The sequence below is a fragment of the Salinicoccus sp. HZC-1 genome (genome assembly GCF_046736035.1).
In the GTDB taxonomy this organism is placed as follows: Bacteria; Bacillota; Bacilli; order Staphylococcales; family Salinicoccaceae; genus Salinicoccus.
Window position 1 is genome coordinate 1,204,365 of sequence record NZ_CP177130.1, and the last position, 25,203, is coordinate 1,229,567.

A 25,203-nucleotide genomic window follows, 5' to 3' on the forward strand; every position below is an offset into this window, starting at 1 on the left:
GAAGCTGACATGACATTGTCAGCTTTTTTTGGTTTCACTTTAAGTGTACAATAGGTATAATTGACACGTTGGTGAATCGTAGAAACAGAGGTGTAACCATTGAACAAAAAATTTAGTAAAATATTAACATCGTTATTGATTGTCGTTATGTTTTTTACAGTGATTGGTCTTACTTTAAAGGATGTTGTAAAAGATGTGAATCTGGGCCTGGATCTGCAGGGGGGATTTGAAGTCCTCTATCAGGTGGAACCGCTCAATGAAGGCGATGAAATTGATGAAACCGCAGTCAAAAGTACTGCCAGCACCCTAGAATCGAGGGTGAATGTATTAGGTGTATCAGAACCTAATATTTCAGTAGAAAGCGAAGACAGGATCCGTGTACAGCTTGCGGGTGTGGAAGATCAGCAGGAAGCAAGGGAAATGCTGAGTACACAGGCGGAACTTAGCATCCGCGATGTCGAGGATAACGTCCTGTTATCCGGTGCGGACCTGGTACAGGGCGGTGCGAGCCAGAACTTCACCGAAACGGGCGATCCGATGGTTTCACTGGAACTCAAGGATCCCGAAAAATTCCGCGAAATAACAGAAGAGATATCAAAAAGACCGTCTGGTGAAAACCTGATGGTCATCTGGATGGACTTTGAGGAAGGTGAAGACAGTTTCGCCGAAGAGGTTAAAAAAGAAAATCCTGCATTCATTTCCGCCCCGAGCGTTTCCGGTCCGATCAATTCTTCGGATGTAATGATTTCCGGCGGATTTTCCGGAGAGGAAGGCCTTAAACGGGCACAGAATATTGCCGCGCTCTTAAATGCCGGTTCACTGCCGGTCAAACTGACCGAAATTTATTCGACTTCTGTCGGCGCCCAGTTTGGTGAGCAGGCCTTGGATGAAACTGTTACAGCGGGACTCATAGGTGTAGCGATAGTGCTGCTCTTCATGATTGCTTTTTACCGTCTGCCGGGTATCGTTGCAGCAGTGACACTGACCGTCTATATATACTTGACCCTGGTCGGGTTTAACAGTATCAGCGGTGTGCTCACCCTGCCGGGTATCGCTGCCCTGATTCTCGGTGTGGGAATGGCAGTGGATGCAAATATCATCATGTATGAAAGAATGAAAGATGAACTCCGCATTGGACGCACTCTTAAAGCGGCATACAAAAAAGCATCTGCACAGTCTTTATGGACGATCGTTGATGCGAACATCACTACGCTGATTGCAGGGGTTGTATTGTTTGTATTCGGTACAAGCAGTGTTAAAGGTTTCGCGACAATGCTCCTGCTTTCTATACTGATGAGTTTTGTAACTGCTGTATTCCTTACGCGGGTCATCCTTTCACTGCTTGTCAAATCAGGGTATTTCAGTAAAAAATTCGGCTGGTTTGGCATTAGGGAAAAAGACAGGTTCGACATTAACAAGGGCAAGGAAATTGAAGACCTGTCGACACCTTGGGATCGTTTTAATTTTGTTAAGCATTACAAAAAATTCTTTGCATTCAGTATTGCGACCATCGTAGTCGGCGCCATCATACTGTCCATCTTCAGACTCAATCTGGGTATCGACTTTACGAGCGGAACACGGGCGGATATCGAGACGGATGGCGCGGGGAATGTGGAACAGGTGGAAGAAGAGCTTGAATCCATGGGGCTTTCGCCTGAAAGTATAACTACTTCCGGCGAAGATACCGTGATTGCCAAGTTTACGAAGCATCTTTCACAGGATGAAGTGACAGAGATGCAGAGTACGTTCTCGGAACTCTACGGCAGCAATCCGATGATCAGTACAGTAAGTCCGGTCATTGGTCAGGAACTCGTCAGAAATGCTGTCTTTGCCCTGGCGCTGGCTTCCATAGGCATCATCCTGTATGCCTCGATCCGTTTTGAATGGCGCATGGCATTACCGGCAGTTGTCGCGTTGATGCATGATGCCTTTCTCATGATTGCAGTATTCTCAATACTGCGGCTTGAAGTGGATATCACTTTCATTGCAGCAATGCTGACCATTGTCGGCTATTCGATAAACGATACGATCGTGACATTCGACCGTATCAGGGAGAATCTGCGCAAAATCAAAGTAATCAGATCAGAGGAAGAAATCGATATGATTATCAATCGTTCACTGAGGCAGACATTGACCAGATCCTTCAACACTGTTCTGACAGTCATAATCGTTGTGGTATTCCTGGTACTGTTCGGCAGCAGTGCAATTTTCAATTTCTCCATCGCATTACTTGTCGGCCTGATCAGTGGGGTCTACTCTTCACTATTCATTGCCATCCAGCTGTGGGGTATTTTGAAAAAACGCCAGTTTAACAAATCTGACGGCGAACTGACAGTTTATGAGGAGAAGGACAAGGACGATGAAAAGATATTAGTATAAATGATGGACGCCTGGGGACTCCCGGGCGTTTTCTAAAGGTGGTAAAAGTGTGTATCAGTCAAAGTATGAATGGAAAGTCCGTAAAAAAACAGCGGATATAGAAGATGACACTGTTAAGGCATTCGGGCTGAACAATCTTGAAAAAACAGTTTTGGAAAACAGAGGATTCGTGGCCGACGGAGATTTAAATAAGATCTTCAAACCAAAATCTTACGAAGCCTCTTTGATTCAGAATATCGGCCAGGCAGTTGAAAGAATTGAAACAGCAATCAACAATAATGAAAACATCCTGATCTACGGTGACTTTGACGCGGATGGCATTACGAGTACAGTCCTTTTATCCAATGCCTTAAAGCGCAGCACGCAGAATGTTGAATTTATCATTCCGGACAGAATTACCGATGGTTATGGTCCGAACAGGGCGATATTCGAAGAGGTTGTGGTGGGTCAGTTCGATTTGGTGATTACAGTCGATAATGGCATCTCGAGCCAACAGGAGATTTCTTTCCTCGAAGAGAATGATGTGGATACCATCGTTGTCGACCACCATTCATTTGGAGAAAATGTGCCCGAAACCACAATCATTCATCCAGATCACCCCGAAGGGACCTATCCTTACAACGCGCTGGCAGGCGTCGGCATCACCTACAAACTTGTGCAGGCGCTGGGGCTCGACAGGCAGGAAGACCTTGCACTTGTCGCCATCGGTACGGTTGCGGATCTGGTTCCGATCATCGACGAGAATAAAAAACTCGTCATCGACGGACTTGAAGTACTCAATGACAGACCGACCCTCGGGATAAAATCATTGCTGCGGAGTGCGGGGCACGACGGCATCATCGATGAGGAAACGATCGGATTTACCATTGCCCCCCGCCTGAATGCGACCGGCAGGCTCGGTGAAGCTTCTGTGGCAGTGGAGCTATTATTGGAGGAAGATGCTGACAGTGCATATGAACTGTCGATGGCAGTGGAGCGGATGAACCAGGAACGCAAACAGATCGTTGAGGAAATTCATGCTGAAGCGGCAGAGATGGTGGATGGCTCAAGCCAGATCAACATCGTCTATAAGGAAGGGTGGCATCCGGGTGTCATCGGAATAGTTGCATCGAGACTGGTAGACCAGTTTGGAAAACCGGCCATTGTGCTGACTCTGGACGGTGAAGCTTACAGAGGGTCTGCCCGCTCCATAGAAGGGGTGGACCTGCATGGCGTCATCGGTGAGCAATCCAGCTATCATAGCAGCTACGGCGGACATTCACAGGCGCTTGGCATAGAAGTCCCCGATAAGCATATCGAATCATTCAAGGATGAACTGACACAGTATTTTGAATCGCTGGGACTGGATCTGAGACCGGTGAAATATATCGATTATCAGCTTAAACCCGGAAATATGACAATGAAGGAATTCGAACGGTTTGAACGATTGAAGCCATTTGGACAATCTTTCAATACCCCGATTTTTATGGTCAATAATGCGAAAATCGGTGCCATCCGTCAGGTGGGTAAAGATAAATCCCATGTTAAAATAACCATCCCCGAGCTGGAACTCGATGTGATCGGATTCAGATTCGGCCATCTTATTCATGAGGTGGGCAACGGCGATACAGTCAGTCTGATCGGCACGGTCAATATTAATGAGTTTAATCAGAAGCGGTCACTTCAGATGGTGCTTCTGGATGCGAGCATTGATACGGTACAGATTATGGATATGAGAAGCAAGACGGACCAGCAGTTTGATATCATTACTAAAGATGACGTTTTTCTGATTCAGGAAGGCAAAGAGAAAAAAGGGCCGAATTATTATCACTACGGTGAACGGCTGCCATTTGTCACAGAGAGTGTGGTGCTCCGTGACCTGCCCGACAGCCTGGATAATCTGACATACTCGTTGAATAATATACATGTATCAAAAGTTATTATGATCTTCCACAGTAAGACGGAGTTGTTCTTTACGGGGCTTCCAAACCGGATGGATATAGAAAAATTACAGAACGTTATCGTGGGGGCAGAGGATGGTTCGATCAATATGGCGAAACATGCGCCGGCACTTTCCAAAAAAATTGGCGTAACGATGACATTTCTTAAAATGACGACAGATATCATGGAAGATTTAAAGATTATAGAGCTGAAAAATGGTATAGTATATAAGGTGAATGTTGATTATGAATGGAACTTGAATGAATCAACAAAATTTAGACTTCTTAACAGCCGCATGGAAGCAGAAACGCGTCTTAAGATGTCATCGACAAATGAACTGAAACAATATGTCAGAACATTAATATCAAATTGAGTGGGTGTTACAATGGATTTAAGAAAATATGTATCAGAAGTTCAGGATTGGCCTGAAAAAGGTGTGAGTTTCAAGGATATTACAACAATCATGGATAACGGGGAAGCCTACGGCTATGCCACAGACCAGATTGTCGAATATGCAAAGAAAAAAGAAGTCGATATCGTCGTCGGCCCCGAAGCCAGAGGGTTTATTATTGGCTGTCCTGTCGCATACAGTATGGGAATCGGTTTTGCGCCGGTAAGAAAAGAAGGCAAGCTTCCGCGTGAAGTGATCAAGTATGAATACGATCTGGAATACGGTTCAAATGTACTGACGATGCATCACGATGCAATCAAGCCGGGTCAGAAAGTTCTGATCACTGACGATCTTCTTGCAACAGGCGGTACAATCGAAGCGACGATTAAACTCATTGAATCACTTGGAGGTATCGTGGTTGGCATCGCTTTCCTGATCGAACTCAATTACCTGGAAGGCAAAAAACGTCTTGAGGGCTATGATACAATTTCATTAATCACTTATGATGAGTAATGTCAAAAGTCTGTGAAAACAGGCTTTTTTTGGTCATTCATTTATTTGAAGGACGATTTATAGTATGATGATTCTAACTATTTCTATCTGGAGAGGGGCGGTGAGGTCATGAATAAGGAATATCCATACACAAAAGAAGATGTCATCACGATGTGCAGCCGGTACATGGATGAAGATGATATCCGGATGGTGAAAAAAGCATATGAACTGGCCCATGAAGCACACGATGGCCAGTATCGGAAAAATGGCCTTCCGTATATTCTTCATCCGGTACAGGTTGCAGGAATTCTAGCGGAATTAAAGCTGGATGGACCCACCATTGTTGCAGGTTTCCTTCATGATGTTGTAGAAGATACGCCGTATACATTTGAAGATCTGGAAAACATGTTCAATGAAGAGGTCGCAGTAATCGTCGATGGCGTTACGAAACTGGAGAAAGTCAAATATCGTTCCAAGCAGGAAGAACAGGCGGAAAATCACCGTAAGTTGTTCGTAGCGATTGCCAAAGACATCAGAGTTATTCTGGTCAAGTTGGCTGACAGACTTCATAACATGCGCACATTGAAGGCGATGCCCGAAGCGAAACAGATCAGGACGTCGCGGGAAACGCTTGAGATATATGCGCCGCTGGCCCATCGTCTCGGTATTTCAAGCATCAAATGGGAGCTTGAAGATATTGCACTGAGATATATCGAGCCGCAGCAGTACTTCAAAATTGTGAGCATGATGAAGAAAAAGAGAAGTGAGCGGGAAAGTGTCATCAACAATGCGATCGACCGCATTGAAAATGAGATGGAAAAGACAGGGCTTAACGGCCAGCTTTCCGGACGGCCGAAACATATTTACAGCATCTATAAGAAGATGAAAAAGCAGCATAAGCAATTTGATCAGATCTTTGATCTGCTGGCAATACGTGTGTTGGTTACAAATATCAAGGACTGCTACGCAATCCTCGGTGTCATCCATACGATATGGAAGCCGATGCCGGGCCGGTTTAAGGATTATATTGCGATGCCGAAGCCAAATATGTATCAGTCTCTTCATACAACAGTCGTCGGTCCCAACGGCGATCCTCTGGAGATCCAGATACGTACATTCGACATGCATGAAATTGCCGAACACGGGGTTGCTGCACACTGGGCATACAAAGAAGGCCGCAATCTTAAAGAATCCCCTTCATTTGATAAAAGGTTCCACTGGTTTAAAGATCTGGTTGATCAGGAGACATCTTCGCCTGATGCTGAGGAATTCATGGAAGCACTGAAGACGGATCTGCTCAGTGATAAAGTATATGTCTTTACACCAAATGGAGATGTCGTTGAGCTGCCGCAAGGTGCCGTACCGATAGATTTCGCCTACCAGGTGCATACAGAAGTCGGCAACAAGATGATCGGGGCGAAAGTGAATGGTAAAATAGTACCAATCGACTATGAACTTTCCACTGGTGAAATCATTGAAATCCGGACGAGTAAACAGTCATATGGTCCAAGCATGGACTGGCTGAAACTTGTCAAATCCTCAAGTGCCAAAAATAAGATCAGGGCATTCTTTAAAAAGCAGGATCGGGCAAGCAATATTGAAAAAGGCAGATTTGCAGTTGAACACGAGATTAAGAACCGGGGATTCAAACCGGATGATGTATTAAAAGATCAATATATCGAACCCGTTCTGGACCGGTATAATATTTCGAACGAAGATGATCTATTCGCGATGGTCGGTTTCGGTGGTGTGACAGGGCAGCAGGTGACCAACCGTCTGATGGAAAAATTCAAAGTTGCCGAAGACAAGTCGAACCAGATCGAAGAAATCGACAGAACACATCATTACAAAGAAATTTCCACCGAATCCGGTGTTTATGTGCAGGGCATGGATAACCTGCTCATCAATCTTTCAAAATGCTGCAATCCCATACCCGGGGATGATATCACGGGGTATATTACAAAAGGCCACGGGGTCAAAGTACACGTATCGACCTGTCCCAACATCAAAAACGAGACAGAGCGTATTATTGATGTGGAATGGGTCAGAAATAAAAATCGCGACCGCAAATATCAGGCCGATCTGGAAATCACCGGATATGACAGACAAGGTCTGGTAAACGAAGTGCTCAATGTCGTTGCAAGCACGAAGTTTCCGATTACACGGGTGAACGGCCAAGCCGATGTCGACAAGAATGCTAAAATCAGCCTGTCGGTCATGGTGCAGAATGTTTCGGATCTGTATAGAATTGTTGATAAAATTAAACAGCTGACTGATATTTACAGCGTAGAACGCGTTTTTAAATGAGGTGAAAAAATGAGAGTGGTACTGCAGAGGGTCTCAAGTTCAACAGTCATCAGCAATGAGCTGTTCAATGAAATTGGAAAAGGCTACTGTCTGCTTGTCGGAGTTTCAAATGACTCCACAGAAGCGGATGCAATCAAACTCGCTGAAAAAATTGCAGCTAGCCGGAATTTTGAAGACAAAGACGGTAAAATCAATCTCTCCATCAAAGATGTGGGTGGTGAGATTCTCAGTATATCCCAGTTTACACTTTACGCTGAGACCAAAAAGGGAAACAGGCCCAGTTTTACTAAAGCAGCAGGTAGAGAACATGCAGATAAATTATATAAATTATTCAATGAAAAACTGGAGGCGCAGGGGCTTACAGTCAAGACCGGCTTCTTTGGAGAAATGATGCATGTTAATATCAATAACGACGGTCCGATTACGATACTCTACGAATCCGAAAACGGAAAGATCAAGTGATGTCTAAACTAAAACAATTCCTTGCCGCTGTTGGCCGGGCAATTTTAAACTTCTTAAAGTACAAAAAGCATTTATATTTTCCGCCATTATTCTTTTTGGTTCTGGCAGGTGTAATCATCGGTGCGGCCGTGTTAATATACAGTAAATTCATAGAAGAACCTGCCGAAGAGGTAAAGATGGCGTTTGAAGCCAAAAATTATGATTTTACCGGCCAGACGATCGTTCTGGATCCGGGACACGGCGGTAAGGACCCGGGCGCCACCAGCGCATCCGACATTACAGAATCAAAGATTGTTTTTAATATTGCTGATAAACTGAAAGACCGCCTGGAAGCGAGCGGTGCTGAAGTGATACTCACCCGGGAAGAGGGGGAGTTTGCCTCCTTGGACGATAGAAAGAAAGAAGGAGATCTGTTCATCAGTCTCCACAGTGATGCAATGGATGACCCTTCAATCACCGGCTTTACAACTTTTTATACTTACCCGAACCAAAAAGAGTTTGCGGAAACAATGAACGCTGCTCTTGATGAACATTCTTTTTTCCATAACAGGGGCAACCGTAAACTTAACTACCAGGTGACATGGCAGCTGGATTATCCGGCAGTCCTGATTGAGCTTGGATATTTGAGTAATCGTTTTGACGATCATACAATTACTGAAGAACCCTATCAGGACCGGATGACAGAAGCGATTTTGGAAGGCATTGATAATTATTTGAATTGAATGCTTGACTTGGATGCTTTTAATCCATATTATATAACTTAATCGAATGAAAGAATTCAATCACCCGAAGAGGTGGCTACGAGATTGTACAGAGATGTCTGCCATGGCTGGAAGCAGACACATCAACGGGCTAAAAACCGACACTTCGGCAGAATCCTGCAGATTTTTTACAGGCGGTGGCAATCGTTAAAATGTCAGAGGGCTTATATACGTATAGGCTGAATCAGGGTGGCAACGCGAGACGATCGTCCCTTATATCCGGTTATGGATATAAGGGGCTTTTTTATATTTTATACAGGGAGTGAGCCAAATGATCCAAATTCCTAGAGGAACCCAGGATATTTTGCCTAAAGACAGCTACAAATGGCAGTTTATTGAAGAAAGATTACATGAAATTGCTAAAAACTATAACTACAAAGAAATCCGCACACCAACGTTTGAATCAACAGAACTTTTTGTCAGAGGTGTCGGCGGCTCTACTGATATCGTCAACAAAGAGATGTATACATTCCAGGATAAAGGGGACCGCAGCCTGACGCTGAAACCGGAAGGGACAGCACCGGTGGTGAGAAGCTACATTGAGAATAAAATGCAGCATGATGTGGTCCAGCCGACCAAAGTTTATTATATGGCGCCGATGTTCAGGTATGAGCGTAAGCAGAAAGGACGCTACCGTCAATTTGTGCAGTTCGGCATCGAGGCAATCGGCGTGGAAGACCCGCTGATCGATGTGGAAGTCATCAGCATGCTGATGCACATCTATAAATCATTCGGACTCAAGGATTTGAAATTATATATCAATTCAATCGGAGACCAGAACAGCCGTTCAGCGTATAACGAGGCACTTGTAAATCACTTCAAACCATCCATCGATGAGTTCTGTTCAGACTGCCAGACAAGAATCGATACGAACCCGATGCGTATTCTCGACTGTAAAAAAGACCGCGATCACGAGCTGATCAAAACAGCGCCGAGAATGTACGACTATCTGAACGATGAATCAAAGCAGTACTTTGAAGAAGTGAAGGCAAATCTGGACGCCATAGGTATTGGATATGAAGTCGACTATAACCTGGTCCGTGGACTGGATTACTATACGCATACAGCGTTCGAAGTGATGAGTGATGCGGAAGGATTCGGTGCCATTACGACACTTTGCGGCGGCGGACGTTACAACGGACTGCTTGAAATGCTGGATGGACCGCATGAGACAGGCATCGGCTTTGCACTCAGCATCGAAAGATTGCTGCTTGCGCTCGAAGCGGAGAATATAGAAATCCCTGAGCCTGCGGGCATCGATCTCTATATCTGTACATTGGATGATAAGTCAATCGAGAGAGCGAGCCATATCGTACACACATTACGGACGAAAGGCATCAGCTGTGACATCGACTACAAACGCCGTAAGTTGAAAGCACAGATGAAAGATGCAGATAGAAAAGGGGCCGCCTATACAATCGTGCTGGGTGAAAATGAGCTATCTACAGGTAATGTTGAATTGAAACATATGGGAACGGGAGAATCCAAAACGGTTCACCTGGATGAGCTGGACACATTACTGGAGGAGAAATAATTATGAGACATCATACAACTGAAGTGACAGAAGCAAACACAGGCGAAACAGTAAAATTAAAAGGCTGGGTACAGAAACGGCGTGATCTCGGTGGGTTGATTTTCATTGATCTCAGAGACCGCAAGGGGGTCATCCAGGTCGTGTTCAATCCGGAAATTTCCAAAGAAGCGCTGGAAACAGCTGAAAAAATCCGTTCCGAATATGTGATCGAAGTATCCGGTGAAGTGCTGCAGCGTGACCCGTCCCAGTTCAATGACAACATTGCGACAGGTAGAATTGAAGTGCTGGTAAGTGAAGTGACAGTCCTTTCAAAAGCGGAAACACCGCCATTCCAGATTCTTGATGACACGATTGGTGAAGATGTCAAACTCAAATACCGTTATTTGGACCTGCGCCGTGATAAACTGCAGAACACTTTAAGACTCCGTCACCAGATCAACAGAAGTGTAAGAAACTTCCTGGATAACGAGGAATTCGTTGATATCGAGACGCCGGTGCTTTCCAAATCCACACCGGAAGGCGCGCGCGACTATCTGGTGCCTTCCCGTGTACACGAAGGCGAATTCTATGCACTGCCGCAGTCACCGCAGATCTACAAACAGCTGTTGATGCTGTCGGGCATGGAAAAGTATTATCAGATCGTCAAATGCTTCCGTGATGAGGATCTTCGTGCGGACAGGCAGCCGGAATTCACCCAGATTGATATTGAAATGTCATTTATGGATCAGGAGCAGATCATGGAATTGAACGAGCGTCTGATCCAGCATGTGATGAAAAATGTTAAAGGCGTCGATGTCGAACTGCCATTGCCAAGAATGACTTATGATCAGGCAATGGGAGAGTACGGCGTAGATAAGCCGGATACACGATTCGATCTGAAGCTGAATGATCTGAGCGAATTCAGTAAGACAGTAGACTTCAAAGTCTTTCGTTCCACAGTGGAGAACGGCGGAATGGTCAAGGCGATCGTCGCCAAAGGTGAAGCGGATAACTTCTCCAGAAAAGACATCGATAAGCTTGAAACATATGTGAAAACATATGGTGCCAAAGGGCTTGCATGGCTGAAGGTGAAGGAAGATGCACTGAACGGACCAATCGCCAAGTTCTTCAATGAAGACAATCAGAAAGAACTGTTTGAAACACTGGACCTAGATAACGGCGACCTTATCCTTTTCGTTGCAGACAAAGCAAAAGTCGTCCATGCATCACTCGGCAACCTGAGAAATAAACTCGCAAAAGATCTGGATCTGATTGCAGAAAATCAGTTCAATTTCCTGTGGGTTACAGACTGGCCGCTGTTCGAGTACGATGAAGATGCAGGCAGATACTTCGCTGCACACCATCCTTTCACATCACCAAAGAAAGAAGATGTGGAACTGCTTGAAACAGAGCCTGAAAAGGTGAAGGCAAATGCATATGACATCGTTCTGAACGGTTACGAGCTCGGCGGCGGATCCATCCGTATCCACGATGCAGACATGCAGGAGAAGATGTTCAAAGCACTCGGTTTCACAGATGAAGAAAGAGACGAACAGTTCGGTTTCCTGATTGAAGCATTCAAATACGGTGCACCACCGCATGGCGGCATTGCATACGGTCTGGATCGTCTCGTCATGCTCCTTGCAGGTACAGACAATATCCGTGACGTGATTGCATTCCCTAAAACAGCAAGTGCCGGAGACCTCATGATGAACGCGCCATCAGAAGTATCTCCAGCACAGCTTAAAGAACTGCATATAGAATTGGATGTTGAGGATAAAGAATAGATTAATAACAGGCGGGATAGAGACGAAAATAAGTCTCTATCCCGTTTTAATGTTTAAGAAGACTGTTTTGTTACTATATATAATTGATGGATATATTATAGAAGGCGGTGTTTCATAATGAAAATTGCATTTATTTCCGATATACATGGAAATGCGACAGCACTGGAGGCAGTGCTGGCAGATATTGAAAAAAAGCAGGCAGATAAGATTGTAGTAATGGGCGATATTTCCTATCGTGGCCCGGAACCGAAGAAGTCACTTGATCTGGTTAGGAATCTGGATACGGAAGTCATCAAAGGCAATGCAGATGAGTGGGTCCATCGCGGGATAAAGACAGGAGAAGTACCGGAGCAGGCGCTTGATATCATGAAAGAAGAACGGGAATGGGCGGTCGATCAATTGTCAGATGAAGATATGGAATATTTAAGAAATCTTCCATCAGAATTGACTGTTGATCTGACAGACAAGGTAAAAGTACATTGTTTCCATGCCACACCGGAAAGTCTCTTTGAGGTTATCAAACCGACAGAATCAGATGAGACACTGGAAGAGAAGCTGATGCAGAATCAGGAAGCGAATCTATTTTTATACGGTCACATCCATCTTCCGTATATTCGCCATATCAATGGAAAATGCGTAGCAAACCTCGGAAGTGTCGGATTACCGTTTGATGGCTTGAACCATGCCTCCTATCTGATTGCAGAAGGAGATGGAGATCAATTTAATGTAGGTATTCAGCGTGTACAATACGACGTAAAAAAAGTGAAGAAGCAATTGGAAGAGAAAGAATATCCAAACCTTGAATTTCTGACTGGAGTAATTGAACGCGGTTCACTGCCATAGTAATGATAAAATAGAGAAATCCAATAAGAATCGACAGAAGGAAGATATCCCCTCTGATTCTTATTGGATTATTTGTGTTTATTTTTCATTTTTCAGCTTTTCGTTTATATCATTTACCATGCTTTTATTCCTGGAGCGTGCAATCAGCCAGATAATGAAATAGATCATCACGAAAAGGATATTTATTTTATCCATAAATCTTTGCTGGTTAAGTTTTCTAAATAATCTCCTGCAATGATATATGAGTAATTGATATTTTCCAAACGAAAAACCACAGGAGGCGATAGATTTTATTTTTATTTATTCAAATCATAATGGAGTACATATTCATTATTCTCTTTGTCAAAATTGTAATCCATGAATCCAAGACCCCGGAGTAACATACCCATTCTTTCATTTCCTTTAACGTAATCTGCAATTAAAGTATCATACTTACCGCTGTTGCTAGCCATTCTAATTGCTTCCTCGACAGTCTGTCTGCCATAACCTCTACGTTGATGATTCTTATCAATCATCATTCTCCAAACCATGAATTCCCTTTTTTCCTCGTCTATGTCTATAAGTATGAACCCGACGATTTTATTATTTGCTTCAACTGCATATGGAAATACATCATTATCGTTACGGTAGAGGTAGCACTCTGCCAAAGATCTAACATTGGGAGCAACAAATTTTTGCTGCTGTTGATATTCATGAGTTTCCAAATTTATAACAATGTAAAAATTTTCTTCAGTGATTTCTATAAATTTCACCATGTATATGTCTCTCCTAATTCATTGCAAATTTCTTTACTAGGTTTCATTTAACAAACCCATAACATACTCCTTATCTCTATCTTGTTTCAGAGTGTCAGGTGACCACGGAATATAAATATCTGGTTCTACGCCAGAAGTCGAACCAAATGAACTTTTGTCCTCCATTTTAGATATGCTGTAAAAAAATAAATAGTTTCCATAGTCTATTGTAACTACATTAAAATAATTCATGATTCCCATTGTCGGACGGCCGACGACAGTAACTTTATCTGACTTTTTTACATTAGCAGCAAATGTATCGCCGGAACTCCCACAATAGTAATCTGTCAATACGTATACTTTCGATGGTGTAGAGCGTCCTTCTATTAGAAATTCGGTGTCTTCCGGAACCTCCACGAAGCCTTTTCCATGATTATTTTTGAATGATTCAATCTCATTTTCCATCTCTTTAATCATTTCAGTATCAAGTCCCTGTCTTAAATATTCTTCTAGTGTCTCGATCCATAGTGTGCAATTTCGTTTAGTATAGTTTGTCAGCATACGTTCATTTTCACTAAATAACTCTTTGAAGCTAGTATCACTACTAAAGATATATTTTAATAACGGGAAATAAAACATATCATTTCCGCCGTTATTTTCTCTGACATCAATGATAAGATTATCAGATTTTCCTAATAATTTTTCATTTTGATTGATTAAATCTACTATAGCTTTTTCTTCTGCAAAATCAGTGAGTTTCATATAAACAGTATTGTCATCAATTTTATTAAAACTATACTCACTCTGATAGGGAAGGGGGTCATAGTTTGAAATATTTACTTGGAATTGTCTACCCTTTCTTTCTATCTCAGTCCTATTTGAATTGCTTAGAACATATCTCCAACGTTGACGTTCATTCACATCTTCCTCAAGACGCTTACGATATTTGACTGCCATATCCGGAATACTATTCCCATCAATATTAAGTATTTTATCTCCTGGTCTCAATTGCTTCTCCTGCAAACTCTCAGTCACATATAAATAATCTTCATAACGCCTGACAGAAAATCCGATATTCAAAGGATTGGTATCTTTATTTCTAAACCATAAATGGCCATCCTTAAAATCCAACAAGTAATTCTGGATTGTTTCTTCAAATTCTTTGTCCGTCATATTATTGGTAATTAAATATTCTGCTGGGTTATTTAACTTTTGAATTTCTTCGCATCCTGCATAATCATTTTCTAATACATTTTGAATATCCGTAAAAATCTCTTTTTTGGTAAACATGGAATGCCCCATTTCTTCGAGTGGTTCAAACCGGAAAGAAAAAATCCTCCCAGTCTGACTGGAAGGACTAGCCTAAAAAATATTTATACATACTGCTATAACTATAGTTCTATAGTTCTATAGTTCTACAGTGTATTTATAAGAAGTATGATAAATGGACAGACTAATCCCGTTTTTAAAATAAAATGCGTATGCATTTTGATAAAAGTAGGATTATTTGTTCATTGTCCATTTCCATCCTTTCATACTATATTAAATTAATAGTATCAATTAAATTTAAAATTATCAATAAATTCAGTCAATAACTGCGCTTTCTAAAATGGTAAACCTCAACTTTTCTGTATCTACTTCTGCCTGGAGGCCATAAGGAAGTATGAATTTAGGTTCATTGTGTCCGAAATTCATATTGTACAGCACTGGCAGGTCTTCCCGGCCGGCTTCTTTCAGAATCTGTCTCCATATCTCTTTATATTCTTCATAGTAGATACCATCCTGAGGCCTGCCGACTATTACTCCATTCACCCATTCAAAAATGCCCATTACAGACAATGCTCGCAGATAATCTTCAAAAAATTTAGGATCAATATGAACTTCTGAAGTTTCCAGGAATAATATTGCCCCATCAAATACTTCAATATCAGGGAAAATTTCCGTCCCACGCATGTTATTGAAGACTTCAAAGCAACCGCCGATCAGGTGCCCCTGAACAGTACTTTCTCCATTGATACTCTCATAGCCGGGATTTGTAAAATGAGAGCGTTCGATATCTTTATTTTCCTCATCCCATTTCAGACCAAATTCCCTTATAGTTTCAGCTGGTTCTATCCTTCCAATATCATCAGAGGAGAACCAGGTCCTCTTGATGGAATCAATAGTATATTCATCCATAACAACATTTTCTGCAAAATCGGTAAGTAGGGCAGGGCCATAACTTGTAGATATGCCGTTATTGTAAAACATGAAGTGATTTGCGGTTGTATCGGAATACCCCGAGAAAATTTTAGGGTTATTCCTCAGTGCTTCAAAATCTACATAGGGCATTATCCGGATTGTTTCATTACCGCCGATGCAGCAGATGATGGCTTTTACTTCAGGGTTCCTCAGTGCGTCATTTAAATCTTCTGCCCGATTTTCAGGATTCTCGTATATGTAATCGATGCCTTCCAATGCATGGGGCATGACTTTCACCTTGAGTCCGAAAACATCTTCGAGCCTTTTGATGCCCTGCTCGGTACGCCATCTGATGGAATCATCGCCAGCCAATCCGCTGGACAGGGAAACTATGGATACTGTATCGCCATATCTTAATTTTTTAGGTTTATTCATACAGGTTCACCCTCTATATCTAAATATTCAAAAAATATATGATACTATAATATCATAGAGACGCGAGGAGGATACAGATGGATAATATAGAAATTAAAAATCTGGTGCCACAGTTCGTTGATTTCTTTGAGGAAGCCAGTAGCAGGAGCATGAGTGAAGAGAAGCGTTTTGAACTCTGGAAAGATAAATATAATTTTGCTGCAGTACCGCCTGGAGGAGAAGGAGAGAAAATCGCCCGCTCGATGCTGGCTGACTCTTGGCACAGATATGCCAGGGAAATTGATTTTATCAAAGAATGGAAACCCGAAAAGGATGTGATTGAGAAGCATCTTTCTCAAGTCAAACAATTGCTGGGATGTGAAGAAGCGATTGATTTAGTCATTATATATTTTGTGGGTTCTTTTGAAGGCAATTATTTTATCGCACCATATGATAATAGATCAGCTCTATGCCTGCCTATTGAGAGTGAACTAAGTGATATTGTTCTATATCATGAGCTTACTCATATCGTCCATCATAAAACAGCCGGTCTCAATTTAAGCTGGGAACGGCCGGTCGGTGCTCTGATAATGGAGGAAGGTCTGGCGACAAGAGTGAGTAGACATTTTGTAAAGGACTGCGAAGATGAGGCATATATTGAATATACAGCGGGATGGCTGGATGCTTGCAGATCCAAAAAGCAGGAAATTATAAACGGAATCATTCCATATATCAATGATTCCAGTTCAGAATCAGTCATGAAATTTACATTCGGAAGTGGAAATACAGGACTTGAAAGGGAAGGATATTACGTTGGATGGAAAGTGGTTCAATCACTTTCTGAAAAAGGTGTTTCATATGAAGAAATGGCTAAAGTGCCTGAGGAACAGATACCTCAATATGTGCAGAAGGCGTGCGAGAGCCTCTATAATTGATAGAAGGTGGAGAAAAGATGATAATTCATGCAACAACGGATTACATATCAGACATGACAGAACTCACATCCATTCTGTGGGACGAAGATTACGACATCTTAAAATCTGAAATAGAAAAGGATATCAAAAAGAGTGACAGTGCCTATTTCATGAAAATGATTGAGGATAAACCGGTTGCATTTGCCCATTGTCAATTAAGATATGATTACGTCGAAGGTACAAATTCCTCACCGGTCGGATATCTTGAAGGTATCTTTGTGAGGGAAGAACACAGGAATCAGAATATTGGTACTGAACTTATCAAAGAATGTGAGCAGTGGGCAAAAGACCACGGCTGTACTGAATTTGCCAGTGACTGTGAATTGGATAATACGAGCAGTCTGGAATTTCATCTGAAGAACGATTTCGAAGAAATGAACCGGATCATCTGCTTGAGAAAAACTTTATAATCATTTTCGAATACATGCGAATAATGACCAAGTGGGAATGGAGCTGAATGCTTAATGAAAAAATCGGTACTCGGTTTATTGGTAATCGCTGTAATCTGCATTGCATTTGCAGCGATTTTTGTAAAGCTGTCTGAAGCTTCAGCGAGTATCATAAGTATGTATAGAATGCTGTTTGCCAGTATTTTGCTGCTTCCCATTGTCTATAGATACAGAAGTGAATTCTCGAAATTATCATGGATAGAATGGGTTTCCCTGACAATTGCCGGATTATTTCTGGCCATGCATTTCGGCTTCTGGTTTGGATCACTGCAACTGACATCCGTTGCAAGTTCGACAGTTATCCTTGCACTGCAGCCGATAGTCGCAATGGTCGCAGCTTACCTGATATATAGAGAAAGAGTAAGTATAAGAATCGCTATTTCAGTATTCGTCTCATTTTTAGGCGTGGTCATCATCAGCTGGGGTGATTTCAGTTTCACAAATTTAAGTGCATTTACAGGCAATGTTTTGTCATTTCTCAGTGTCGTTGTGGTTGTGTGTTATTTTATGATCGGTCAGAAAGCAGTCAGCAAACTTAAACATTGGGTCTACAGTTTTGTTGTCTTCAGTATTGCTGGATTGTTTCTATTAGTATATAACTTGATCACTCAAACCGATTTAACGGGATATCCGCCAAAAGAGTGGATATTGTTCATATTACTCGCTATTTTCCCGACAATTGCACATGTCATATTTAACTACTTATTGAACGAATTAAGCACAACAGCGATTTCAATGTGTATGCTGCTCGAACCAGTAGGAGCAACAATACTCGCATTCTTGATACTTTCAGAAACGCTGAGTTTACTTCAGATTATAGGCGGACTGATTGTGCTATTAGGTGTATTCTTCTTTCTTGTGGGACAGCACCAAAAGAGGGTGCTGTATCCTTAAATAAAATGGCGTATATGGAATTTTAATTGAGATACCGGCTTATCATAAAAAATTAAGCTGGCTAAGCCACAAATGAAAAGTGTGATTTAATAATGATTATTCTGCGTCCATGGTAATTATTGCATCACCGGTTCATAAGCAGCAATTTGTGCTGCCTTTTTTATCTTGTTTTAATATACTCTATTACTTCAAGTGGATGTCTTTGTGATGTTTTCATATGAAATGGTACAGTTATATATATTAAATAAAAGGAAGTTTCACCTTATGAATAATTCTAAATTTACCCGGACATTAGTCTTCATCGGCCGTATCATTATGATGATTCTTGGTGCGTTTATCACAGCATATGGTCTGGAATCTGTCCTTATACCAAACAGGGTATCTGATGGAGGCATCACCGGTGTCAGCATTGTCGGTTCAAATCTATTTGATATAAAGCTGGGTGTTCTGATTGCTGTACTAAACATTCCCTTCATCTGGCTGGGATATAGACAGATTGGAATTAAGTTTGCAGTCCTTTCTATTACCGGTATACTCTCTCTTGCGTTTTTCACATCTATCATGCATCATATTCCAACCATCATCGAAGGGGATTCTCTGCTTGTCACAATCGTCGGTGGTGTGATTATCGGCACTGGTATGGGACTGGCACTCCGCAACGGCGGTGCGCTGGATGGCATCGATATGTTCGCAGTCCTGTTATCCAGAAAGCTTCCGTTCGGTACCAGCGACTTTATTCTATTTCTGAACATCTTCGTTTTCGTATTGGTTTCTACAGTTTTCGGTTTTGAAGGCGCGATACTCTCCGCAATTGCCTATTTCATTGCGTCCAAAGTCATACATCTTATAGAGGAGGGGCTTAGCGGTTCGAAAACATTTGTTATTATTACTACGAGTCCTCAGTCCATCATAGAAGAGATTAAAGATGAATTGGGGCGTACGTGTACTTATAATGAAATACACGGTGGATACACAGACATTGCTTTCACTCAGATTACGTGTGTAATCAATCGACTTGAAGAGCAGAAACTTAAGGAAATTATAACGACAATAGATCCACATGCATTCATCGCAGTATATGACGTATCGGATGTCAAAAAAGGAACTTTCACTAAGCAGGACTTACAACGAAAGTAATTTTTACAGATAAAACAAGCCTGATGAAGATTAAATGCTAATCTCCATCAGGCTTGTTTTTTGTTATATTACTTTTGGTCCAGTGAATCCGAAACTTTGACTACCTGTTTGCCGAAATTATCTCCGGTAAACAGATTTCTGAATGCATTTGGTAATTGATCGAATCCTTCAGCAATCGTTACTTCAGATTTGATCTTTCCTTCCTGGACCCACTGGGCTAATTGCTCACTGGCATTTTTGAAGTCATCTTTAAATTGAGCGACAAGAAAGCCCTGCATCAATGCTTGCGATTTAACCAATTTCTGCTGCACACGGGGACCGTTGTCTTCTTTACTGTTGTAGGATGATATCGCTCCGCATACCGGAACTCTTGCGAATGTATTCAGATGGTTGAACACTTCGTCTGATATCGGTCCGCCAACATTTTCAAAGTATACATCGATGCCATCAGGTACAGCTTTTTCCAGTTGTTCCGCAAAGTCATCCGCTTTGTAGTCGATGCCTTCATCAAAATCTAAAGTGTCGGTAAGGTAATTCACCTTTTCAGGTCCACCGGCAATTCCCACAACTCTTGCACCTTTGATTTTCGCGATCTGTCCAACTACAGACCCGACAGCACCCGATGCTGCAGAAACAACTACAGTTTCACCTTTCTCAGGTTTACCGATTTGTAATAGACCGCCATATGCCGTATGTCCAGGCATACCAAGTGTACTCAAGTATAGATGAAGTGGTACCTCAGTCGATGGAACTTTATTCACAGCATCACTTGATACAGTATTGAATTTCTTCCAAGGTAGACCGCCTGTCACCACATCTCCTTCTGCAAAATCTGCATGATTTGATTCAACCACCTTACCGACAATATGTCCTTCAAATGGAGCATCAAGTTCAAAAGGTTTTGCATAAGATTTCGTGTCATTCATCCTTCCGCGCATATAAGGATCAACGGATATATAAACACTTTCAATTAATATTTCATCATTATCCGGTTTCTTAACTTCAACATCTTCATATCTGAATACTTCATCGCCAGGAAGTCCTTCCGGACGTTTGGCCAAAACTATCTGTTCATTTTTCAAAATAATCCTCCTCAGTGTAATAAATAAAATCGTTCTTCCATACTAATACCCGTTGAAGAAGATTTTAAATTCCCAACAGCATTAAGGAAATTTAAATAATAAGTACTATCATTTCTAAACCAATCAACTGTTTTAAGAAAATACTTGCGGTTGTTTCTCTGGTTTCATGGTTACCCTCAGTAAATAAAGCGGATTTATTAATAAACAATAACACCGCTGTAAAAATTGTTATCGTTAGTAATAGCTTAAATATTCCAAGCATATCAATCTCCTCTTTGCTTTTTTCATTTTTAAATCTTAATAAATTGTTTAATAGAGTAGTAAAAGGTTGCGAATTATTTTGTCTAAATATTCAGTAATTTTATGATACTATTAAATTAGCTGCATTTAAATAGAAAGCAATAAAGGGGAAATTAAGATGGAAGCTTTAATGGTTTTAGATATTCAAAATGGATTTATTGAAGGTAACGACGAAATTGTTTCAAAGATTACAGCTCTTGCGAAGCATTTTAATGACGAGGGGAATAAGTGATTGTTTTTAAGCATATTGATAAGACCGAGGGGAGTCTGATCGAATATGGTACGTCAAAGTCAGAGATACCTTTTGAGCTTATTGAAGCAGCAAGTGCAGTCATCGAAAAAGCATATCCGATAGCCTTCAAAGGAACAGGACTACAACAGTACCTGGAAGATAATAAAACAGATAAACTATACATAACTGGTTTCAATATGGAGTTCTGTGTCCTGTTTACGTCAGTAGCTGCTGCAGACAGAGGTTATGAAGTTGTTGTAATAGAAGACTTGTGTGGCACAGTAAATGATGAAAATACGTATGAAATGGAAGGGCTTGATATTGTGGATTTTACGGGAAGTGTAATCGATTGGTCAGGCGTGATTGAAAATCAATATTTGGAGGAAAGTAAGTTTTCAAATCTTAAATTATAAATTATGTAGCCAGCCTGAAAAATTGGGTCAGATAATAAATGATTTCCAGAAGTTTTTGCCGAGCAAAGTAGAAAACATATGATTAGAGATTTAAACTGTATACTCAAAATTATTATTAGATTTTTGAAGTGAACAGGGGGCCTGGTTGAAGTCATTAAATTTTGTATTAATGACCGATATTTGTACTTTGAGGGAAAACTGTTAAAAGTACTTAAAAAATGGATCCTTTAATACAAGGAGGTATTTGGTGAAGTTTATTTTCTTTTCAATCATATCATTATTTATTTTATCAAGTTGTCAAGCTAATGAAACTTCAGAAGAAGACAACACAAATGGATCATCAGTAGAATCCACAGAAGAAAATACTAATAACGAAATTTCAGAGGAAACAACCAGCAATGAGCAGCCTGATACAAATGAATCATCGGAGGAATCCACTGAGGAAAATAAGAATAGTAAAAATGAAGAAGAGGGAAAAAAGTCTACGAATGAATCCAATGATAACATGAGTGGCCAAAACGCCACTTCGTTTGATATTCATTCCGATGAGGTTCAACAAGCGTTGTTTTCCTCAAGCAGTGTTGAGGGAGAAAATTTAACATTTTCGCAAGATGTCATTACACAAGGGATGTCCCGGACAGAAGTAGAGGAACGATATGGTACTTATGATCTAATTTATCCAGGTGGAGGGGTTCCCGCAGTTATCTATGGAAATCTAGGGGTAATTTATTCAGACTCACGCCCTTTCATTCCAAGTAAAGACCCAGGTGATGAAAATACAAACCCCGATGAAAACAATGTTGAAGATGTTTTATTCTATGCTGGCTTGCCATATAACGAAGTGGTAGAGGCATTGGGAGAACCTGATGTTGATGTTTATGAAACCGAAGGGGGACCAGTCGGTGGTGTGCAACGCATGGAGTATGTAATCGAGGACAAAGAAACCTCCACAGTCAAAGGTGTATTTGCTTTACACGATAATGAATCAGACGAAAAAATAGTGGATCTAATGACTGTAGACGAGGTGCCGGATGATGCTGATGAGGCTACAGCACAAAAGCCCGGAGAATCAGAAAATATAGACACTGAAGAAGAGGAAAGGATTACTATATTTATAAATGGATATATCGATGCTTTAATGGAATATTTCAATAATGGAGATGAAAAAGTACTGGGGTATAGTAATGAAGGTTCACCAAACTATGAAAAAATATCATCAAACAAAGCTTCCGGGAATTACCGTAATCATGAAACTTATGAGCTAAACATCAATAATATCACTCCAGCAGGAGGAAGTGCTTATGAAGTGACAGTAAGCAGGGAATATTCACATGCAACTTCGAGCGGGAGAAGCATCACAGAAGTGAAATATTCAATCGTTAACACACCACAAGGTTTTAAAATTTATAACTTTCAAGAGTTGAGTAATAGTTCTGTTGAATAGTATTATTTTATCTTCCGACCGTTATTAATGGTTAAATATAGGAGCTTAATATTATGTCCTCTTTATAAAGGAAATGAAGGTTACATGGATTGATTTTTGAAACACAAAGCGGTAAGCCTGTAACAACCAAGACACACCTTTTACGCCATGCTTTTGCAACAGAAGCAGTCCAACGACAAAATATGAATATTGATATTGTCGCAAAGCTGTTACATCAGAGTGATTTGAATATAACAGTTTATTACTCCGCATCAACCACATCAACCACATCAACCACATCACAAATTTCTGAATCAATAAGTAAATTACATGATATCATTATGAGGAATTGCATTCTTATTATCAAAAGCACAGCAGAACCTATAAAGTAAACAACAAGCGTAAAAAGCCTGTAACACCCTCTACATTCGACGAAGCATCTTTAAGAAGGATTTCGTCTGAACGTGATGTAAACATCGCCCAAAAGAGGTATATGCAGCTTTCGAAAAAGGAATTGTGAATAGATTAATAGCGGTTGAAAAATAAGTTGCGGAAAATCAAGAGAGATGGGTAACTAATCAATTTGAGCGGTTCAATTAGGTGATTAATGAGTTGGAAAATAGCCTCGTTAAATTATTTTTAACGAGGCTATTTTAACTATCTTGTTCTACAATCGCACCCGATTGCAGCATTTACTTTTATTATAAACTTCTCTATAACTTACGCAGAAATTAAAATTCTACATAAAATGGTTGTTTGCTGCTATCAAGACAGTACTCTATTCTTTGTCTAAAATTATCAATAGTTATCATTTGCAAAGCCTGCTTGATAGGGAAAAAGCCTACTTCTAAACTCTCTGAGGAAGTTGTAAACTCGCCTCCAATTGGCTTTGCTAAAAAGAGAGTATTACAAATTGATTTATTCACATTTTGGAACACCCCACAGAATTTAAGAACTTCAATATCAATACCTGACTCCTCTTTAGTCTCCCTTATTGCAGCGTCCTTCAATGACTCGCCTTCCTCAACTATTCCCCCAGGCATTTCCCAACCTCTCATAGGACCTTTAATTAGCAAAATTTCTTTTTGGTCGTTAAGTACAATAGTTGCTGCAGAAACAAAATGTTTAGAAGGTGTGTAAATCTGTGATGTTTTCTGTCCCAAAGTTATTTCCCCCTTTTTTGTGTAAAGCTTTCTCCATAAAATGGCCCATTTGTTGAAGAGCTATCAATACCATAGTACCATATTTACTCATTTAGTAGGCATCAAAAAAGTGCTGCGTACTAGATGTTTCTACTACATGTTATGGCCTAATACGACATAAAAGAGATCGTCAATGACGATCTCCTGTTGTTCAATTAATATAGCTCATATAATGTTGCATATTATATGAAGGATGCTGATGTATCAAGAGAAATATGTTATCTCTTGACTTTTAATAAAAGAGGTTTATTCTTATGAATTAATAAAACAGACAGTAAAGTTGCAGAGGTATCAATCAAAATTTCTGATACCGTTAATAAAATTTAATTTGCCTGCAGAAAAGGCACAATATACAGCCTTTCCAGCAAAGATATTAGGAGAATTAACGGATGGACAGTACCCAATTGTAATTTTAAGTAATGGGGAACCAGTTAGTTTTTTCCTATTAAATTCAACTGACAGGGTCAAGAAGTGTACAAATAATCCGACTGTCTTTTTATTAACTGCTCTAACGATAGACCACTCACAACAAGGAAGGGGATTTGCAAAACAGGGGATGTATCTTTTAAAAGATTTTGTTAATCGGGAGTTTCCAGAATACAATGAGATTGTCTTAACAGTTAATCACAAAAATATTCCAGCGCAAAAGTTGTATAAGAGAGTGGGATTCATTGATACTGGTAAAATAAAAAAAGGTAAGATAGGCAAACAACTAATTTTTAGTACTTCAGTTTAATGTATAGAATATATTGTTTAAAAAGCGCAATACTGTAATGATTTTGCTCCCTGCATTTTCATTTTATAGTCTCCTTTCACCAAAGATAATATTATGCTTATCTTGCTGTGCATTAATCCGTTTATTCTTGTTTTTTTCATTTGATTTTATTCTCCATAGAAATATGTATGAAAGACT

The 25,203-nt window shown here is 40.7% G+C and carries 23 protein-coding genes and 1 pseudogene; 17 read left to right on the forward strand and 7 right to left on the reverse strand.

The genetic code is table 11. The features are described 5' to 3' along the window. The first annotated feature begins 99 nt into the window (after window positions 1–99). The 9 genes from secDF to ACKRAT_RS06040 all read left to right on the forward strand — a co-directional run bounded on the left by secDF (window position 100) and on the right by ACKRAT_RS06040 (window position 12,855). Entirely contained in the window at window positions 100–2,379 is a 2,280-nt protein-coding gene (gene secDF / locus ACKRAT_RS06000; protein ID WP_411844190.1) for a protein translocase subunit SecDF, read from the forward strand. 49 nt (window positions 2,380–2,428) lie between these two features. Then, window positions 2,429–4,672, forward strand: a complete 2,244-nt coding sequence (gene recJ, locus ACKRAT_RS06005) for a single-stranded-DNA-specific exonuclease RecJ (protein WP_411844191.1) — start codon at window positions 2,429–2,431, stop codon at window positions 4,670–4,672. Window positions 4,673–4,684: 12 nt separating this feature from the next. After that, window positions 4,685–5,203 carry an adenine phosphoribosyltransferase gene (locus ACKRAT_RS06010; protein ID WP_411844192.1) on the forward strand — a complete coding sequence of 173 codons (519 nt, stop codon included), beginning with the start codon at window positions 4,685–4,687 and terminating at the stop codon, window positions 5,201–5,203. 108 nt (window positions 5,204–5,311) lie between these two features. Further along, on the forward strand, window positions 5,312–7,489 hold the full coding sequence (locus tag ACKRAT_RS06015; protein WP_411844193.1) for a RelA/SpoT family protein: 2,178 nt from the start codon (window positions 5,312–5,314) through the stop codon (window positions 7,487–7,489). A 9-nt stretch (window positions 7,490–7,498) separates the two neighbouring features. After that, window positions 7,499–7,951, forward strand: a complete 453-nt coding sequence (gene dtd, locus ACKRAT_RS06020) for a D-aminoacyl-tRNA deacylase (protein WP_411844194.1) — start codon at window positions 7,499–7,501, stop codon at window positions 7,949–7,951. Beyond that, entirely contained in the window at window positions 7,951–8,673 is a 723-nt protein-coding gene (locus tag ACKRAT_RS06025) for an N-acetylmuramoyl-L-alanine amidase family protein (protein ID WP_411844195.1), read from the forward strand. The genes dtd and ACKRAT_RS06025 overlap by 1 nt, the downstream gene beginning before the upstream one ends. 310 nt (window positions 8,674–8,983) lie before the next feature. Further along, the gene (gene hisS, locus ACKRAT_RS06030) at window positions 8,984–10,246 is read left to right on the forward strand and encodes a histidine--tRNA ligase (RefSeq protein ID WP_411844196.1); all 1,263 of its coding nucleotides are present in this window, start codon (window positions 8,984–8,986) and stop codon (window positions 10,244–10,246) included. 2 nt (window positions 10,247–10,248) lie between these two features. Continuing rightward, window positions 10,249–12,012, forward strand: a complete 1,764-nt coding sequence (gene aspS, locus ACKRAT_RS06035; protein WP_411844197.1) for an aspartate--tRNA ligase — start codon at window positions 10,249–10,251, stop codon at window positions 12,010–12,012. A 117-nt stretch (window positions 12,013–12,129) separates the two neighbouring features. Next, window positions 12,130–12,855, forward strand: coding sequence for a metallophosphoesterase family protein (locus ACKRAT_RS06040; protein ID WP_411844198.1), 726 nt, complete (start codon window positions 12,130–12,132; stop codon window positions 12,853–12,855). A 78-nt stretch (window positions 12,856–12,933) separates the two neighbouring features. Here ACKRAT_RS06040 and ACKRAT_RS06045 read toward each other — a convergent pair whose 3' ends face one another. The 4 genes from ACKRAT_RS06045 to ACKRAT_RS06060 form a co-directional block, all read right to left on the reverse strand. Beyond that, entirely contained in the window at window positions 12,934–13,050 is a 117-nt protein-coding gene (locus tag ACKRAT_RS06045; protein WP_411844199.1) for a DUF3021 family protein, read from the reverse strand. Window positions 13,051–13,151: 101 nt separating this feature from the next. After that, the gene (locus ACKRAT_RS06050; protein ID WP_411844200.1) at window positions 13,152–13,610 is read right to left on the reverse strand and encodes a GNAT family N-acetyltransferase; all 459 of its coding nucleotides are present in this window, start codon (window positions 13,608–13,610) and stop codon (window positions 13,152–13,154) included. A gap of 36 nt (window positions 13,611–13,646) precedes the next feature. Beyond that, on the reverse strand, window positions 13,647–14,879 hold the full coding sequence (locus ACKRAT_RS06055) for a S41 family peptidase (RefSeq protein WP_411844201.1): 1,233 nt from the start codon (window positions 14,877–14,879) through the stop codon (window positions 13,647–13,649). 294 nt (window positions 14,880–15,173) lie between these two features. Next, window positions 15,174–16,205, reverse strand: a complete 1,032-nt coding sequence (locus tag ACKRAT_RS06060; RefSeq protein WP_411844202.1) for a S66 peptidase family protein — start codon at window positions 16,203–16,205, stop codon at window positions 15,174–15,176. Window positions 16,206–16,282: 77 nt separating this feature from the next. On the opposite strand from ACKRAT_RS06060, the gene ACKRAT_RS06065 reads away from it, so the two are divergent. The 4 genes from ACKRAT_RS06065 to ACKRAT_RS06080 all read left to right on the forward strand — a co-directional run bounded on the left by ACKRAT_RS06065 (window position 16,283) and on the right by ACKRAT_RS06080 (window position 19,638). Then, complete coding sequence (locus ACKRAT_RS06065; protein ID WP_411844203.1) at window positions 16,283–17,119, forward strand: DUF2268 domain-containing putative Zn-dependent protease; 837 nt, start codon at window positions 16,283–16,285, stop codon at window positions 17,117–17,119. A gap of 17 nt (window positions 17,120–17,136) precedes the next feature. Continuing rightward, on the forward strand, window positions 17,137–17,568 hold the full coding sequence (gene aac(6') / locus ACKRAT_RS06070) for an aminoglycoside 6'-N-acetyltransferase (RefSeq protein WP_411844204.1): 432 nt from the start codon (window positions 17,137–17,139) through the stop codon (window positions 17,566–17,568). A gap of 54 nt (window positions 17,569–17,622) precedes the next feature. Continuing rightward, window positions 17,623–18,501 (forward strand): DMT family transporter, encoded by an 879-nt coding sequence (locus tag ACKRAT_RS06075; RefSeq protein WP_411844205.1) that lies wholly within the window; start codon window positions 17,623–17,625, stop codon window positions 18,499–18,501. 264 nt (window positions 18,502–18,765) lie between these two features. Then, window positions 18,766–19,638 (forward strand): YitT family protein, encoded by an 873-nt coding sequence (locus ACKRAT_RS06080; protein WP_411844206.1) that lies wholly within the window; start codon window positions 18,766–18,768, stop codon window positions 19,636–19,638. A gap of 68 nt (window positions 19,639–19,706) precedes the next feature. On the opposite strand, the gene ACKRAT_RS06085 is transcribed toward ACKRAT_RS06080, so the two are convergent. Together ACKRAT_RS06085 and ACKRAT_RS06090 are read right to left on the reverse strand one after the other, a co-directional pair. Next, a complete protein-coding gene (locus ACKRAT_RS06085) occupies window positions 19,707–20,720 on the reverse strand; it encodes an NADP-dependent oxidoreductase (RefSeq protein ID WP_411844207.1) in 1,014 nt (337 codons plus the stop codon). Between the two features lie 91 nt (window positions 20,721–20,811). Then, window positions 20,812–20,982, reverse strand: coding sequence for a hypothetical protein (locus ACKRAT_RS06090; RefSeq protein ID WP_411844208.1), 171 nt, complete (start codon window positions 20,980–20,982; stop codon window positions 20,812–20,814). Window positions 20,983–21,248: 266 nt separating this feature from the next. Between ACKRAT_RS06090 and ACKRAT_RS06095 the strand changes: the two genes are divergently transcribed. The 3 genes and pseudogenes from ACKRAT_RS06095 to ACKRAT_RS06105 all read left to right on the forward strand — a co-directional run. After that, window positions 21,249–21,665: an isochorismatase family cysteine hydrolase gene (locus tag ACKRAT_RS06095; protein ID WP_411844209.1), complete on the forward strand. Its 417-nt coding sequence runs from the start codon at window positions 21,249–21,251 to the stop codon at window positions 21,663–21,665. Window positions 21,666–21,912: 247 nt separating this feature from the next. Further along, window positions 21,913–23,109: a hypothetical protein gene (locus tag ACKRAT_RS06100; protein ID WP_411844210.1), complete on the forward strand. Its 1,197-nt coding sequence runs from the start codon at window positions 21,913–21,915 to the stop codon at window positions 23,107–23,109. An 80-nt stretch (window positions 23,110–23,189) separates the two neighbouring features. Then, window positions 23,190–23,429 (forward strand): annotated as a pseudogene (locus ACKRAT_RS06105) (site-specific integrase); the annotation flags it as partial. A gap of 390 nt (window positions 23,430–23,819) precedes the next feature. On the opposite strand, the gene ACKRAT_RS06110 reads toward ACKRAT_RS06105, so the two are convergent. Further along, window positions 23,820–24,251: an NUDIX hydrolase gene (locus ACKRAT_RS06110; protein ID WP_411844211.1), complete on the reverse strand. Its 432-nt coding sequence runs from the start codon at window positions 24,249–24,251 to the stop codon at window positions 23,820–23,822. A 319-nt stretch (window positions 24,252–24,570) separates the two neighbouring features. On the opposite strand from ACKRAT_RS06110, the gene ACKRAT_RS06115 reads away from it, so the two are divergent. Continuing rightward, window positions 24,571–25,026, forward strand: coding sequence for a GNAT family N-acetyltransferase (locus ACKRAT_RS06115; RefSeq protein WP_411844212.1), 456 nt, complete (start codon window positions 24,571–24,573; stop codon window positions 25,024–25,026). Window positions 25,027–25,203 lie beyond the last annotated feature (177 nt).